Raw genomic sequence first — 15692 nt, 5'->3', positions numbered from 1 at the left:
GTTGGCATAATGATTGTATATATGGAGTGACGTCGTTGCTGCATAAGCTTTTGGCATTTTGACTGTTGGCATCGTTGCTTTCTCTTTTATAGTGGAATGACTATACCACCGGGTTTTGTCTGATCGGCTTAATGCTCGACCTCTTAGCATCACAATCGTGTGTTATATTTGATGTTCAACACGCCCTAATTAGTAGATGAGTATATGAAATGAGCTGGGCCTCTTCTTTAGCTTTAGATTTTGACACCGTAAAACGCACGAATACTATCAAAGGTATAGCCACAGCTGAGTCAAAAACTCGGCTTTATCATCGTAAGCATACAGGCGCCTTGATGGTACAGCGTGCTCTGTATCCTGAGCCGCGTGTGCAGCAGGGTATTTGTCATATCTTAATGCTATATCCGCCAGCAGGTATCGCAGGTGGTGACACGTTGACGATAGATCTGCGTTTAGATAGCGATAGTCACGCTGTCATTACGACACCGGGGGCGGGTAAGTGGTATGGCAAAGATAGTGTCAGCCAAAAAAGCAAAACCTCGCATCGACAGTCGCCCACACAAAGCGCTTGTGATAACACCATGCCAGTGAATCAGGGCAGTGTGCATAGTAATGATACTAACCACATAAGCTCAGTGCCAAACGACATGGCTGAATATGCTAGCCAAAAGGTATACGCCACATTAGACAGAGATGCTCGCCTAGAATGGCTGCCGCAAGAGAGTATTATTTATAACGAAGCCAACATGCATGCGACGAGTCGTTTTGATTTAACGGACTCATCTAGCTTACTGACATGGGAGATTAGTGTCTTTGGGCGGCAGGCCTATGATGAACAGTTTTTGCAAGGGTATTACCATACAGGCTTGAATGTCTACCGAGAAGGTAAAGTCATCGTTGCTGAACGTGTGGCACAGTCAGCACAAAGCCGCTGGTTTACATCGCGTTTAGGGCTAGCAGGGCAGCATATCTATGGGTCGTTTTGGGCAGTACCAAGTTTAAGTGACGTACATCAAAAGCCTTTATCCTCATCAAAAGCACGAGAAACGACAGAGACTGCGCAAGCGACGACCAAGCAAGCACTAACCCGTTATTTGGACAGTACGATACTGACTTTACGGCAAGCAATCGCTGAAGCGGATCTACCTGTCTATTGCACCCATAATTATCAAGCGATTAATATCCGCTATATAGGCACAGATGTGCGTGGCTGTTTTGAGGCATTTTATCAGCTTAGAGAAGTCTTACGTGAGAACTGGTGGCAGCTTGAGCCGTGTCGACCACGGATTTGGGATACGTGATTTTTGATTAGATACTACTTAATTTGTTATGACGTTACTCTGATAAAAAAGACATAATCGCTATTTTGGTTAAGGCGTTAAACGTTTGAAGTACGCTACTCTGCGACACAAAACATTATAAATATAATAAGGAAGCTCCATGCATTTGACCCCGACAGAAAAAGACAAGCTCATGCTATTCACGGCTGGCATGGTGGCTGAACGCCGTAAAAACCGAGGTGTTAAGCTTAACTATCCCGAAGCCATTGCTTATATCAGCATGCTATTGATGGAAGGTGCTAGAGATGGCAAAAGAGTGGCCGAATTAATGAGTGAAGGTGCCACCTATCTGTCTGTTGATGATGTGATGGATGGGGTGGCAGAGATGGTGGATGAAGTGCAAATCGAGGCGACGTTCCCTGATGGTACCAAGTTGGTTACGGTGCATAATCCAATCGTGTAGCACGGCATATAGTCATTCCACTATAAAATGTTACTGCATTAACCTCGATTGAAGTATTAAATATACTTCTACGCTCGGTTGCCTTGTACTACTTTTAAATTGAATCGACTATCTTATTAAACTGATAACTATAAAATAAGGCGACTCCCATGCAAGCAGGCGAATACCATATTCAAGATGGCGATATCATCTTAAACCAAGGACGACAGGTACAGACCATTAGTGTTAGCAATACTGGTGATAGACCTATTCAAATCGGCTCGCATTATCACTTTTACGAAGTCAACGATGCCTTGAGTTTCGAGAGAGAGCAGACGCGTGGTTATCGCCTGAATATTATCCCTGGTACGGCGGTACGCTTTGAGCCAGGACAATCACGTGAAGTGGAACTGGTCGCTTATGCTGGCAAGCAGGAAGTCTATGGTTTTGCAGGGCGAGTGATGGGTGCCGCTAGCTCAGACACAGCATTAGACAATACTGATAATAAAAATCCGCCAGTTACCTCGCAGAAGAAAGTCAGTCGGCATATTTATGCTGAGCATTTTGGCCCGACGACAGGTGACAAGGTTCGCCTAGCCGACACTGAATTGTGGCTACAGGTTGAGGCTGACTTAACGAGCCAACTGAGTACTGATACCGATCAAGTAGAGACATTAGAGAATGGTGCGCGTGCTAGCAAACCTACCGAGATAAAAGGTGAAGAAGTTAAGTTTGGTGGCGGTAAAGTCATCCGTGATGGTATGGGTCAAGGGCAACTACTGGGTGCCGACGTTGCCGACACGGTCATTACCAATGCGTTGGTCATGGATTATACGGGTATCTATAAAGCAGATATCGGTATCAAAGACGGTCGCATTAGCGGCATTGGCAAAGCCGGAAATCCTGATATACAACCTGCCATCGATATTGCGATTGGTGGTGCTACCGAGATTATAGCTGGTGAAGGCAAAATCCTGACAGCAGGCGGGGTCGATAGTCATATTCACTTTATCGCACCCCAGCAATGTGAGACAGCGCTTATGTCAGGCGTGACCACAATGCTTGGTGGTGGTACAGGGCCTGCACAGGGTACGCTCGCGACTACCTGTACGCCAGGGGCTTATCATATTGCCTCAATGCTAAAATCTACCGATAGTATTCCCATGAATATCGGATTACTGGGCAAAGGAAATGTGAGTGTACCAGAACCTATTGCTGAACAAATCGAAGCGGGTGCCGTAGGGTTAAAGCTACATGAAGATTGGGGCACGACGCCGCAAGCCATCGATAACTGTTTGAGTGTCGCGGAAGAGTATGATGTGCAAGTAGCCATTCATACCGATACTTTGAATGAAAGTGGCTATCTTGAAAGTACACTAGCAGCTTTTAAGAATCGCTGTATTCACACCTTCCATACCGAAGGCGCAGGTGGTGGACATGCCCCTGATATTCTAAAGGCGATTGGCGAGTCGCATGTTTTGCCATCTTCAACCAATCCAACACGCCCATATACCGTCAATACCATTGACGAGCATCTCGATATGCTCATGGTCTGTCATCACCTAAGCCCTGCTATCGCTGAAGATGTCGCCTTCGCTGAAAGTCGTATTCGCCAAGAAACCATTGCCGCAGAAGATATCTTGCATGATTTGGGCGCGATTTCGATGATGAGTAGTGACTCGCAAGCCATGGGGCGGGTAGGTGAAGTGGTTATACGTACGTGGCAAACCGCGCATAAAATGAAAGTGCAACGCGGACATCTAGCACCTGATGCAACAGCGACCATAGAGGATGAGCAGCAGTTCATTACGCTGACGGACTATGACCAAAGCGCGGACAACGATAACTTTCGCATCAAACGCTATATCGCAAAATACACCATAAACCCTGCGATTACCCATGGTATCAGCGATATGGTTGGCTCTATCGAAGTGGGGAAATGGGCCGATATGGTGTTATGGTCGCCCAAATTTTTTGGGGTAAAGCCTGAATGCATCATTAAAGGTGGCCTCATCGCTGCTGTGCCGATGGGCGATATTAATGCCTCTATTCCCACCCCGCAGCCAGTTCATTATCGTCCTATGTTTGCCACGTATCCAAAATCAGTTGCCCAAACCAGCATCACTTTTATGTCGCAAGCGGCTATCGACAAGCAAGTGGATAAGCAGCTTGGATTGACCAAAGTTATCGAGCCAGTACATGGCATTCGTAATATCCGGAAAAGTGACATGCGCTTTAATAGTTACTGTCCTGATATGGATATTAACCCTGAAACTTATGAAGTACGTGCCGATGGCGAGATGCTAACCTGTGAGCCTGCCGATGTATTGCCCATGGCGCAGCGTTACTTTTTATTCTAAGCAACTTTTTATTCTAAGTGTTTTATTATTTCAAGATTCTTGAGTTTTATGTTTTAACCGTTTGAGCAATAACAGCCAGAGTATAATAATGATGAAGATATTTAATACCCGTTTAAATGCCCCAAATGACGCTCAAAAAAAACAATTAGCAGAACAGCATCAAACCGATGACTATCTCCTTTTAGATTTTGATACACGTCAGCATTCTAGATTTAAAGCCACTACGGTTGCAGGTAAGAGCGTCGGTATTGACTTACCTCGGACAGGTACCCTCAAAGGTGATGATGTGCTAATCAATGAAGCAGGTGAGCTAATACAAGTCATTGCCAAGCCTCAGGCAGTCACCAAAGTTACCGCTGGTGATGTTTTTACGTTGATGAAAGGAGCTTATCATTTAGGCAATCGACACGTGCCACTGATGTTTGACCATAGTTTTGACTACGGTGATGCAGGCTACGCGCTATATTTTGAAAACGACCATGTGCTTGCGCAAATGTTAGAGCGTCTTGGATTGCGTGTTGAAGATGCTTCGGTACCGTTTGAACCTGAAACAGGGGCATATCAGTCGGGGCAAGGGCACTCGCATGGTCACTCTCACTCACATGCTCATTCGGATTCAAATAGTGAATCGCATAGCCATTCGCACAGTAATAAGCAAGAACACAGTCATAGCCACGCTCACAGCCATAACCATCATGATGAGTCTGTAGGGCAGTCAGAGTGATGATTGATACCAGTGCTCAGTCTACTCAGCCAGACCAACTTGGTCAGCTGCTGATGCTGGCATCGAGCAACTTACCCATTGGTAGCTATACGTATTCGCAAGGTGTTGAGTCAGCGATTGAGTCAGGCGTAATCTCTGATGAAGCAAGCACGCTTGTATTTATGCAGGACTATCTAGCGCTTGCTGTTATCGGCTATGAGTTGCCAGTATTAGGGCTGATAATGCTAGCACTTGGTCAAGGTAATGATGCGCTAGCCACAAATCTAGCACACGATTATCATGCTGGCTTAGAGAGTAAAGAGTTTGTGCTTGAGTCTCAGCAACTGGCTCAAGCAATGGTATCTTGGCTTAATGAAGTACTGAGCCTCGGTATACCTGCTGAGATACCTGAAGACGGATACTTGCCACTTTTTGCTCATATTGCACAGCACTGGCAGCTATCACTGGCACAATCAATGACTACGTATGGCTTTGCCCAACTAGAGAATATGGTGTTGGCTGCGGTTAAGACGGTACCGTTAGGACAGATGGCGGGTCAGCGTATCCTGTGGCAATTACAAAGCGATCTGGGTGCTCAGATTGATGCTCTAAGTGATGATGTACAACATGCTTTTGATACATTGAGGCCATCATCAGATTCGCTTGAAGAGCAAGACTATCAGCAGCTGTGCCAAGACCTATATGAATCGCTTAATATCTCGAATAATTTACCCAATTTGGCTATTCTCTCAAGTATGCATGAGGAGCAGTACAGTCGATTGTTTCGCTCATAACTATACCTTTATTTCTATTTATACTTATTAATATACAAACTGTTTTAGGAATTCAATATGTCTCTAACCCCGCTCAAGCCAAAAAACTCTCAATCTATATCAGACTTACAGACTGATAATGACCGCCGAAATCAGCCATCTGGATTGTCATGCTTACGCCTTGGTATTGGTGGCCCTGTTGGTAGTGGTAAGACCGCGTTGACGTTGCGTTTGTGCCAAAACATGCGCGACACGGTCAATATGGCAGTCGTGACAAATGATATCTATACCAAAGAAGATTCAGAGTTTTTGACTCGTAATGATGCCATGCCTGCTGAGCGTATTCGTGGCGTAGAAACAGGCGGCTGTCCGCATACAGCTATCCGCGAAGATGCGTCTATTAATCTGACGGCTATTGCCGAATTACAAGCGACTTTTAAAGATTTAGAGATGATTATCATCGAATCAGGTGGTGATAATTTGGCAGCGACGTTTAGCCCAGAATTGTCTGATTTGACCCTATACGTTATTGATGTCTCAGCAGGCGATAAGATACCTCGTAAAGGTGGGCCGGGAATTACCAAGTCTGATTTGCTAATTATCAATAAGACTGATCTTGCACCAATGGTAGGGGCTTCGCTAGAAGTCATGGCAAGAGATGCCAAAAAAATGCGCGGTGACAAACCTTTTATCTTTAGCAACATGAAAACGGGTGACGGGCTAAATGAGATTATTGCCTTTATCAAAGAGCAAGGCATGCTTGCTTAGCCAATAGAATCTCATGAACTACAAGCTACGAATAACTAAATTATCAATATTAAGGAGCACTCCTATGACAGCCTCTACCAAGACAAAAACTATAACAAAGACGCATTTTTCACAGGCTTTATCCGCTCGTAACATAGTAACTGGCTCAACGGTGATGATGACCTCATTAATGTTACCGTCACTAGCTCAGGCACACTCAGGTCATATCCATTCAACGACTGCGCACACATCATCGCTGTTAGGCACGTTGCAAGCAGGGCTGATGCATCCGCTGACTGGCTTTGATCATTTGTTTTTAGCAGTCGGTATGGGTATGTTGTTTTATGGATTGCAAAAGCAGCGCTTGGGCATGATGTCGTTGGCAGGAGGACTATCACTGGGCGCGGTATTAGCGACTGTTGGTGCTTTGGTAGGTGGGGCTGCATTTGGTTCGGCCGCTGGCATGGTTGAGATGGCAATACTATTATCAGTGGTGGTATTGGCATTTGTATTAATGGGTCAATGGCGCGGAAAAGCTGCATCATTGAATAGGTCAGTAGCGAGTACGACAACTAAAAGTGATGTACCATTACTGAGCATGATTTTAGGCGGCTTGGCAGTATTTCACGGTATGGCACATGCGATGGAATTGCCAGCACAGATCGGCGTATCCGGTCAGTTAGGTTTTTATGCTGGTATGATGGTTTCTATGTTGGGTCTATATGCAGTGGGCATGGTGATCAATCAGCAGTTGCAACAGCGTCTCGGCGGTCATTTTTGGTTCCAACGTGGGCTAGTTGTACTAGGTTTAGGAGCAGTATTTATTCCTGTTTTGACCTAGGATTTTATTAATATTTTGACCTAAACTACTATTTATGTTTACCCATAAAAATACGGCCCCAATCGATGATCGGGGCCGTATTTTTATGAACTAAGAACATGAGCGCTATCTAATTAAAATAGATAGCGCTCAGTTTAGACTACATGCCTTGCTGCTGTTGTTGCTGAGCAGCTAGCAAGTCTTGGTAGCTAACTTCTTTGTCAGTTACTTTGCCTTGCTCGATTAGATAATCAACCACTTGGTCTTCTAGTACAACAGACTCAATGTTAGCGCGCTGTTGCTTATCAGTGGTGTAGTACTCGATCACTTCTGCTGGATCTTCGTAGTTTTCAGCTGCTTCTTTGATGAACGTCTCAACGCGTGCTTGATCTACTTCTAAGCCTTTGGTATCGATAACACGAGCAACGATGATGCCAAGACGGGCAGCACGTAGCGCTTGCTCTTCAAATAGCTCATTTGGTAGCATGTCTTTATCGAAGCTATCAGCATTCGCGCCGAACTGCTGAGAAAAACGTTGCATCATCATGTTGCGTTGACGTTCGATTTCTTGCTCTAGCATAGCGTTTGGTACGTCAAACTCGTTCTTTTCTAGCAGTGCGTCAAAAGTCGCTTGCTTAACTTGGCTACGCGCAGCGTTTTTGATTTCGCGTTCCATGTTTTTGCGTACGTCATCTTTTAGTTTTTCAACGCCGCCTTCTTTTACGCCGAATAGCTCAAGGAACGCATCGTCGATTTCAGGTAGCTTAGATTTTTCAACCAGTTTTACGTTGATTTTGAATTGAGCTTCTTTACCCGCTAAGTTTTCAGCTTGATAATCTTCTGGGAAAGTTACTTCGATGATTTTTTCTTCGCCAGCTTTCATGCCTTTGATACCCGCTTCAAAGCCAGGAATCATTTGGTTGCTACCGATAACCAATTTGAAGTCTTCAGCAGAGCCGCCTTCGAATTTTTCGCCGTCGATAGAACCTTCAAAGTCAAAAGTCACTTGGTTGTCTTTCGCAGCCATGCCCTTTTTCTCAACGAATTCTTCACGTTGCTTTTGTAGGTTTTCGATCATGGTGTCAACGTCAGCTTCATCAACCTTAGCAGTATGACGCTCAACTTCGATCTCATCGATACCTTGTACATCTACTTCTGGGAAGATTTCAACAGTCGCTTGATAAACCAAGAAATCGTCTTCAAGTTTTACGTCGTCGATGTTAGGCATGCCAACAGCGCGGATGTCTTCAGATTTGATTGCTTCAAAAACGGTATCACGGATCACATCGTTGATAACTTCTTGCTGAATGCCAGCACCGTACTGAGAGCGGATGTGTGACATAGGGACGTTACCTTTACGGAAACCGTCAATCTTGGCAGTTTTCGCAACTTGGCGAATACGGCCTTCGACTTTGTTTTGAATTTTTTCGACAGGTACTTTAACTGTCAATTGGGTTTCTTTGTTAGATAGCTTGTTGGTTGTGACTTGTAAATCTGTAGCCATGTTAATTACACCTTTAGGATTAGATAGTACTTAAAATTAAGCAGTACTTAGGATTAAATGGTAATAGACAAACCGAGCCTCAAAATACGGGCGTGTACAACGGATTGCCGTTGGAATAAATAGGGGACAATGATAGCCCGCAACGTCCATATCAGTATCAGTAGCAATCGCTGCCAGCACAAAATATAAAACAGCTGAGGTTGTAAATGCTATCAAATATCAATAATAAACCGTTAATGCACCGCATAATAACGCTTTTTGGTGAATTATACAGACATATAACGGTTTTCGACAAAATTTTTAAAAGTAGAACAGTATAATCTATCTGATTATTAAAGTAAAAATTATCTGTTTGGTGTCATGTTTCCTTATGTTGCTTGCCTTTATAGGAACACTTATAAAGGCAGTTGTGCCAATAGCTGTTGAATGGCCTGACCGCGATGACTGATACTGTTTTTATCAGCAGCGCTCAAGCTGGCCGCACTGGTTTGCAAGTCAGGTAGCCAAAATAACGGATCATAACCAAAGCCACCATCACCATGCGCTGTCTCTGAAATCTCGCCATGCCATAATCCTTGAGCGATAATCGGTAACGGGTCATCAGCATGACGCACCATTGCCAGTACGCACACAAATAACCCTTTAATAGGCTCGTTAGCGTGCTCAGCACGAATAGGCTGCAAGTCAGCGATGAGCTTTGCATTGTTTTTACTATCGTTACCATGCTCACCAGCATAGCGAGCAGAGTAAATCCCCGGTGCGTTACCGAGTGCGGGCACACACAGTCCTGAGTCATCAGCGATAGCAGGCAGTCCACTGATACGGCTGGCATGACGCGCTTTGATAATGGCATTTTCTACAAAGCTTAAACCATCCTCGATGGCATCTTCGATATCGAGCTGACCTTGCGGGATGATCGTCACATCCAGATTTGCCTCAGCGAATAACCGTTTAAACTCAGCCAGCTTGCCTTTATTATTACTGGCGAGCACCCAGTGGCTAGTTGGTGCTAATTGTGTCGCGTGTAGAGGAGTGTTGATAGTACTGGTGTTGCTCATAGTGTCTTTCCGTTAAATGATTACGTAGAGTCTGGTTAATCTGGTTTTTGTCTTTTGGCATTCTTTTACTGTTGATATAAACGTATTTACCAGTCATATTTGACTTGTCATTTATCTTTTTGAAATAGGCTGCACAATCCGCTAATACATAGCCAATGGCTATACTGATTGTACGGTCTATAACATTTGGTAACTGATACTTTTGGTCATTGTTGCTATAATGCAAACCAAGCTACAGCGAGTTATATCCTGTAACTTTTGAATATTTAATTAATAAATGCTTATGAAGTCAAACACTTGGCTTTTAAGCAAAGAATAATAGCAGGTAGTAACCGCTAGGTTCATTTTGGATTCATAATAATACGTGATATTGTATTGAGCAGTACCGTGTATCAAGCAATACCATTCATTTCAAACAATAAACTCAGCCAATTTAGTCCGCTATTTTATAGTGTTTTTTACGGTGTAAAAATAGCGTAAGATTCAGTTTCTATAGTAAGTTTTATAAACTAACGGCTAAACAGCAAGGATAAAATAACTATGTCAAACATTACATTGCCAGAACTACCATATGCAAAAGACGCACTAGAGCCACATATCAGTGCCGAGACGCTAGAGTATCATCACGACAAGCATCATAATGCATACGTGACCAAGCTTAACGATTTGCTACCAGGTTCTGGTCTAGAAGACAAAACGTTGCCAGAAATCATCCTAGCGACTGCTAAGGATGACAGCAAACAAGGTATGTTCAATCAAGCAGCCCAAGTATGGAACCACACGTTCTACTGGAACTGCATGACGCCAACAAACGGCGGCGGCGAACCTACTGGCGATCTAAAAGCTAAAATCGAAGAAGACTTCGGTAGCTATGACAAGTTCCGTGAAGAGTTCAAAAACGCAGCATTGACTCAATTCGGTTCAGGTTGGGCATGGTTAGTCGCTGATAAAGTCGGTGGCAAACTGTCTATCGCTAAAACTGCTAACGCTGATACCCCACTTGCACATGACCAAATCGCTGTATTGACTTGTGATGTATGGGAACATGCGTACTATATCGACTATCGTAACCGTCGTCCTGACTACGTAGATACGTTTCTAGACAAGCTAGTGAACTGGGACTACGCAAATGCAAAATATAAAGGTCAAGACGCTGGCGTTGAAGAATAATATTCAATAGCTAAGTATTTGATTGAAAAAAGGACACCGCGAGGTGTCCTTTTTTTGTTTGGTCGTTTTGTTTTAGGTATTAATATACATACCGTCAATACAATAACGCTATTAAGCGACACCGCCGTTTGCACCGATATTTTGTCCAGTGACCCAAGCCGCTTCTTCACTTACCAAAAATGATACGACACGGGCGATGTCAATTGGTTCACCAATACGGTTAAAAGCTGACATGCTGGCGAGTTTTTCAACCGCTTCGTCTGTTTTACCTTGATTGAACAATTCGGTATCTGTTGGTCCAGGCGATACGGCATTGACGGTGATATTGCGTGCCCCAACTTCTTTAGAAAAGACTCTAGTCAGCTGCTCTACTGCGCCTTTAGTCGCGCAATAAGTACCATAACTAGGTAGTAGCATACGAGTAGTCGTACTTGAGAGGTTTACAACACGGCCGCCGTCATTAAGTTTAGTCGCCGCCTCACGCAATGTATTAAACGTGCCTTTTACATTGATAGCAAATATGCGGTCAAAGTCTTCGTCTGTGGTATCGGCAATGGGTTTATTGATCATTATGCCTGCGCTGTTTACCAAGATATCTGGCTTGCCAAACGCATCGATGGTGGCATCAAACATCGCTTCGACTTGCTTGGCATTACTGACATCGGCTTGCACAGCGATAGCTTCACCACCTGCCGATTTTATTTGGCTTACGATATCACTGGCTGCTGCGTCATCGTTTGCATAGTTAATAATTGTTTTGGCCCCTGCTGATGCTAGCAATATGGCTATCTGTGCACCGATTCCTTTTGATGAACCGGTTACAATCGCTACTTTATTTTTTAGTGTTGTCATTATTATTCTCTCTATTATTGTAGGTGAATATCAGCACACCTATATGGTGCTTTGACTGATAATTTTTACTAACAATATAGACGTTACCAGTGTGCAAAGACAATGAGTAGAGCGGTTCTGTAGGCTTATTTTTAGATAAATGTATGAGCTGGGTTTCTGCAGGTTTGAAAGATAAAAGTTTTAAGTTGCTGAGGGTTTGGATAAGAAAAGGACACGGTGAGATGTCCTTTTTTGGTTTAGTCATTTAATTTTCTAGTGATGTCTTCTATGACATATGTCGACATATTCGAAATTAGAGTATCCACATGTTTCACTATAGAATCTACATCTTTGAGCATTAGTAATTCAACTTTCCAATTTTTACACTCTGGATCAGTAATGTCTTCAAAGCCTTTGTATGGTAAGCATTCTTTAGAGTTGAATATAGCTAATGATTTTCTAGAAAACAGCACAACTAAAGTTACACAATAGTTTTCTATCGCTAGGTTCTTCGGTACGAATAATAGTTTCAAAGCCCGAAATGGGGATTCTTCGGTATATTTAAAACCACTAATTACTTGTTGATTCTTTTCAACTTTTTCCAGTTGGTAATCTGTATCATCTAAACCAAAAGCTGATAAGTTATGTGAAATAGTTGCAAAGACACCTCTATTTGCAGATGGTTTTTTTGGCTTTTCCACATATTCATCTTTAAAATATTTTCTAGTTTCATATAATGGTTTAGTAAAAAAACTATTGTTATTCTGTTTATTAATCCATATACCTATTTCAACAGAATTAGGTATATCACGCGTGTTTTCGATTTCTGTCTGTTCAACTTCAAATAATGTATTAATATCCTTTGACCAAAACTCATTTTTAAGGTTATCTCTAATAATTTCGAGATTAGATGAAGCTTCTTCGTAGGTACAATACTCTTCGTAGCTTTTTTGATTGATTAAAGATAACAAAGAATTATCAGCATTATCGTTTTTGACTGGTTGAAAGCTATCGTTTTCAAATGTATCTGAAATTCCTAGCATTTTCTTAACATAAGAAATTAATTCAAGTCCAATTTTACCAAAATTTTCAACGTAATCAGCTTGTACAATAAAGGTTGGCTTTGGATATCCTGTTGAACCCATATCATCAGCAACGGAGGACATAATATCGCTATATCTAATTGTACCTTCTCTTTTTGTTATCGATTTACAGAAGCTGTATGTAAAACAACTATAAGAATGCAAAGCAAGCGATGTTTCATTAGAGTTCGATGAATGAAAGAAGTATAATTTTTTTAGCCCTTTGTCTTTTGCTGACTTTTCTAAAAATGGTTCTATATCAGAATCAGACTTCACATAAGTAGAACCAGAATAACAGGCATCTACAATCTTAACCGTGAGCTCAGGATTCAGGTTCCTTATGAGACCGTCTAGCTCTGTATTTCTTAGACTTGTCGCTTCTTTGTTTTTTTCCTTAAAATCAGAAAAAACATAGAAGAAGTCATCGTCATATCTAGCCCCATGACCTGTATAGTAGAAAACAAATTCTTCAATTTCATTATTTTTATACTTGTTTATAAATTCTGTTAATTTAGCTTTTGCTTCAAATGCTTTTGGGGATTGATCTATCACACAAATATCGTCAAATTTATCTAGTTTTTCAAAAATATTTTTTATTAGTTCAATGTCATTATTGCAAGCAGCTAACGATTCACAGTGCTGATATTCACTTACACCTATTATTACTGCTAATTTCATAGATCTTACTCGTTATTTGTTTGGATATTTTCATATTATACTTAATTAGTTGCTAAGGTTTTATATTTTTAAATTTAAAAATTAGGTTTGATTCTTACTCAATCATGATGCTCAACCAAAATCCAGCCACCATCTTTATCCACAACCGACTCATCAAACACTCTCACAAATCCTTGTTTCACCAATTCAATACGCGATACTTCAGGTTCGCCGTCAACTTTGACAATAGGCGCGTCTATAGGTGTAATAGATTGCCATGGTGACCCTTGTGCTGTTTTATTGGCCAATACAAAACTAAAGAATGCCGTGTCGCCTGCCATCATGCGTAGGTCATCAACGACCAACTGGACGTCTTGTTTGTGAGGTTCAACAGCGTCATCAAGCATTGTTTGAGTTCGGTAGCCTGTCCAATCACCAGAGAACCAATCCAGCCTGTGTGCATAGGGCTGGCTCGCTTTTGGTAGGTTTGCCCGTAGTGTCTGCGAGTTATCATACTGCGTCAGATAGCGATACTCAGGCAAGCGACTGTCTAAAACGCTACCGCGTATTTCAACCAATCTGTTTTGATCGTCTTCAGCGACCGTACGCCACATCAGGATAGTAGGTAGGACAGGCATGGTTTTAATACGGGCTATATTGCCTATTTTGGCAGCTGCTAACGTTTGCTCAGCTTTGTCTTGCGCGTGATATTTTAGCCCTAATGACAGCATCAAATAACCACTACTGATAACCAACATCCAAATGGCAAACCGTTGACAGTGGACTAATACACCAGTTTTAAAAATACCAAGCTTGCTGCCTTTTATCAGCCCTACAATCATGGCGATGAGCAGTGGCAACGTATATAGTGGATCGATGATAAACATCGAGGCAATGCTAAAAGGCGTCAGCGATAAAGACTCTTGTAGCGGCCACAGTAATTGCGTGCCATAGACCGTAAAGCTGTCTAAAAGTGGATGGGTCGTGAGCGCCAGCGTCATGGCCGTTGCCAAGCGCGCAGTGGAGTAAGGTAGTGGTAAGTTGCGCCATGCATGATAGCGGCTAATTGCCAATGCGCCTACGATGCCGACTGCCGTCAAGACAATTAGCGAATGACTAAAACCACGGTGATACGTCATATTGCTGATGGGATCAGGATAATGTATTAAGACATCCAAATCGGGCAAGGTTCCCAGCATGGCCCCGTATAGATAGGCTTTGCGTCCTTGGTATTTACCCAGTACCGCACCTTGTACACTAGCGCCTAAAACAATCTGACTGAGTGAATCCATGGTTATCTACTTGTGTGGTTTTTCATTTGCTTGCTTATTTGCTTTCTTATTTGAGTGTGAGTAATGACTTACTATCAAATTAGACAGTTTTTGGTTTAAAAAATCTCAAAATGGTGAGCGGATAATGCCTCACGTAACATCGCAATATTATAATAGGCATGTGCTTTAGTGGTGTTTTGAAAGAAGATATATAACGTATCGAAATGCTGACGCTGATTGGCAATCGCTTGCGCCCAGTCCTGCATCTCTGCTTCGCTATAGTGATAATCATGACGATCAGCCGCACTCATCGCTTCCCACCAATTTAGATTATTACCATGCATACGCAGATAGCCAGTGCGTTCGGTAAATATCAATCGTGACGGTGGCAGGCCATTCACCTTTGGGTAATCAACGCTACACCAAATGAGACCTTGCTGCCGAAAGCTATCGACCACTTGCGGTGTGTGCCAAGCGTTATGACGAAACTCAATGGTGAGTGGGTAGTCTTGAAACCAACTGACAAGCTCTGCTAGATAGAGACGATGCTCGCGAGTACGATCAAAGCCGTGTGGGAACTGGAGTAATAATGGCGCTAGAGCATTTGCTTCGATAAGTGGAGATAAGGCGTTTAGAAATGCTTGTGCGTGTTCGGCAGTGCCTTTGCGTGCATGAGTAAAGTCTTGATGCAGTTTGACGGCAAACTTCAACTGACTGTCGGCTTGCACGTAGGCTTTATTGACCATACCCGCGAACGCTTTTTGTCCAATGGGTGCGTAAAAGCTGCTGTTAATCTCCACCGCACCGTATTGCTTGGCATACTCACGTAAGAAATCTGTCTTTTTTGTGCCAGTAGGATACAGCGTGCCGAGCAAATCGGTATCGCTATAGCCACCAGTGCCAAGATAAATACGCGGGGTAGGGTTACTGTCCATGTTGACCACTCACTGCCGTTTGGGTAATAAAATTTGCTGATCTGTTTTTACTCAGTGGCTGT

At 42.8% G+C, this 15692-nt stretch carries 14 protein-coding genes; 8 read left to right on the top strand and 6 right to left on the bottom strand.

Going from position 1 to position 15692, the window contains the following annotated elements:
• The first annotated feature begins 209 nt into the window (after positions 1 to 209).
• The 7 genes from AAEY75_RS13355 to AAEY75_RS13325 all read left to right on the top strand — a co-directional run bounded on the left by AAEY75_RS13355 (position 210) and on the right by AAEY75_RS13325 (position 7143).
• A complete protein-coding gene (locus AAEY75_RS13355) occupies positions 210 to 1298 on the top strand; it encodes an urease accessory protein UreD (RefSeq protein WP_352259822.1) in 1089 nt (362 codons plus the stop codon).
• Between the two features lie 139 nt (positions 1299 to 1437).
• A complete protein-coding gene (gene ureA, locus AAEY75_RS13350; RefSeq protein ID WP_198327402.1) occupies positions 1438 to 1740 on the top strand; it encodes an urease subunit gamma in 303 nt (100 codons plus the stop codon).
• 149 nt (positions 1741 to 1889) lie between these two features.
• Positions 1890 to 4079, top strand: coding sequence for an urease subunit alpha (gene ureC / locus AAEY75_RS13345; protein WP_352259821.1), 2190 nt, complete (start codon positions 1890 to 1892; stop codon positions 4077 to 4079).
• A 91-nt stretch (positions 4080 to 4170) separates the two neighbouring features.
• Entirely contained in the window at positions 4171 to 4803 is a 633-nt protein-coding gene (ureE, locus tag AAEY75_RS13340) for an urease accessory protein UreE (protein WP_502944411.1), read from the top strand.
• Positions 4803 to 5576, top strand: a complete 774-nt coding sequence (locus AAEY75_RS13335) for an urease accessory protein UreF (RefSeq protein ID WP_352259839.1) — start codon at positions 4803 to 4805, stop codon at positions 5574 to 5576. The genes ureE and AAEY75_RS13335 overlap by 1 nt, the downstream gene beginning before the upstream one ends.
• Before the next feature lie 57 nt (positions 5577 to 5633).
• On the top strand, positions 5634 to 6323 hold the full coding sequence (gene ureG, locus AAEY75_RS13330) for an urease accessory protein UreG (protein WP_352259819.1): 690 nt from the start codon (positions 5634 to 5636) through the stop codon (positions 6321 to 6323).
• A 64-nt stretch (positions 6324 to 6387) separates the two neighbouring features.
• On the top strand, positions 6388 to 7143 hold the full coding sequence (locus AAEY75_RS13325) for a HupE/UreJ family protein (RefSeq protein WP_352259818.1): 756 nt from the start codon (positions 6388 to 6390) through the stop codon (positions 7141 to 7143).
• A gap of 139 nt (positions 7144 to 7282) precedes the next feature.
• Here the strand turns inward: AAEY75_RS13325 and tig are convergent, their stop codons facing one another.
• The gene (gene tig / locus AAEY75_RS13320) at positions 7283 to 8626 is read right to left on the bottom strand and encodes a trigger factor (protein WP_352259817.1); all 1344 of its coding nucleotides are present in this window, start codon (positions 8624 to 8626) and stop codon (positions 7283 to 7285) included.
• A 395-nt stretch (positions 8627 to 9021) separates the two neighbouring features.
• A complete protein-coding gene (gene rdgB / locus AAEY75_RS13315) occupies positions 9022 to 9684 on the bottom strand; it encodes an RdgB/HAM1 family non-canonical purine NTP pyrophosphatase (RefSeq protein WP_352259816.1) in 663 nt (220 codons plus the stop codon).
• A 540-nt stretch (positions 9685 to 10224) separates the two neighbouring features.
• Here rdgB and sodB point away from each other — a divergent pair.
• Entirely contained in the window at positions 10225 to 10854 is a 630-nt protein-coding gene (gene sodB, locus AAEY75_RS13310; RefSeq protein WP_198327407.1) for a superoxide dismutase SodB, read from the top strand.
• A gap of 111 nt (positions 10855 to 10965) precedes the next feature.
• Here sodB and AAEY75_RS13305 read toward each other — a convergent pair whose 3' ends face one another.
• The 4 genes from AAEY75_RS13305 to AAEY75_RS13290 all read right to left on the bottom strand — a co-directional run bounded on the left by AAEY75_RS13305 (position 10966) and on the right by AAEY75_RS13290 (position 15630).
• Positions 10966 to 11706, bottom strand: a complete 741-nt coding sequence (locus AAEY75_RS13305; RefSeq protein WP_352259815.1) for an SDR family oxidoreductase — start codon at positions 11704 to 11706, stop codon at positions 10966 to 10968.
• Between the two features lie 236 nt (positions 11707 to 11942).
• Positions 11943 to 13445, bottom strand: a complete 1503-nt coding sequence (locus AAEY75_RS13300; protein WP_352259814.1) for a caspase family protein — start codon at positions 13443 to 13445, stop codon at positions 11943 to 11945.
• A gap of 98 nt (positions 13446 to 13543) precedes the next feature.
• Positions 13544 to 14716, bottom strand: a complete 1173-nt coding sequence (locus tag AAEY75_RS13295; protein WP_352259813.1) for a metal-dependent hydrolase — start codon at positions 14714 to 14716, stop codon at positions 13544 to 13546.
• Positions 14717 to 14811: 95 nt separating this feature from the next.
• Positions 14812 to 15630 (bottom strand): DUF72 domain-containing protein, encoded by an 819-nt coding sequence (locus tag AAEY75_RS13290; RefSeq protein ID WP_352259812.1) that lies wholly within the window; start codon positions 15628 to 15630, stop codon positions 14812 to 14814.
• Between the last annotated feature and the right edge of the window lie 62 nt (positions 15631 to 15692).

The organism is Psychrobacter sp. TB55-MNA-CIBAN-0194 (assembly GCF_040309505.1).
GTDB classification, from domain to species: Bacteria; Pseudomonadota; Gammaproteobacteria; order Pseudomonadales; family Moraxellaceae; genus Psychrobacter; species Psychrobacter fozii.
This window is presented reverse-complemented; position numbering and strand designations above follow the sequence as displayed.

Bases quoted from the DNA above. Each gene is read 5' to 3' on its own strand.
- rdgB (WP_352259816.1), bottom strand. From the start codon at position 9,684: ATGAGCAACACCAGTACTATCAACACTCCTCTACACGCGACACAATTA.
- AAEY75_RS13290 (WP_352259812.1), bottom strand. From the start codon at position 15,630: ATGGACAGTAACCCTACCCCGCGTATTTATCTTGGCACTGGTGGCTAT.
- AAEY75_RS13305 (WP_352259815.1), bottom strand. From the start codon at position 11,706: ATGACAACACTAAAAAATAAAGTAGCGATTGTAACCGGTTCATCAAAA.
- tig (WP_352259817.1), bottom strand. From the start codon at position 8,626: ATGGCTACAGATTTACAAGTCACAACCAACAAGCTATCTAACAAAGAA.
- AAEY75_RS13355 (WP_352259822.1), top strand. From the start codon at position 210: ATGAGCTGGGCCTCTTCTTTAGCTTTAGATTTTGACACCGTAAAACGC.
- ureC (WP_352259821.1), top strand. From the start codon at position 1,890: ATGCAAGCAGGCGAATACCATATTCAAGATGGCGATATCATCTTAAAC.
- ureA (WP_198327402.1), top strand. From the start codon at position 1,438: ATGCATTTGACCCCGACAGAAAAAGACAAGCTCATGCTATTCACGGCT.
- ureE (WP_502944411.1), top strand. From the start codon at position 4,171: ATGAAGATATTTAATACCCGTTTAAATGCCCCAAATGACGCTCAAAAA.
- ureG (WP_352259819.1), top strand. From the start codon at position 5,634: ATGTCTCTAACCCCGCTCAAGCCAAAAAACTCTCAATCTATATCAGAC.
- AAEY75_RS13300 (WP_352259814.1), bottom strand. From the start codon at position 13,445: ATGAAATTAGCAGTAATAATAGGTGTAAGTGAATATCAGCACTGTGAA.
- AAEY75_RS13295 (WP_352259813.1), bottom strand. From the start codon at position 14,716: ATGGATTCACTCAGTCAGATTGTTTTAGGCGCTAGTGTACAAGGTGCG.
- AAEY75_RS13335 (WP_352259839.1), top strand. From the start codon at position 4,803: ATGATTGATACCAGTGCTCAGTCTACTCAGCCAGACCAACTTGGTCAG.
- AAEY75_RS13325 (WP_352259818.1), top strand. From the start codon at position 6,388: ATGACAGCCTCTACCAAGACAAAAACTATAACAAAGACGCATTTTTCA.
- sodB (WP_198327407.1), top strand. From the start codon at position 10,225: ATGTCAAACATTACATTGCCAGAACTACCATATGCAAAAGACGCACTA.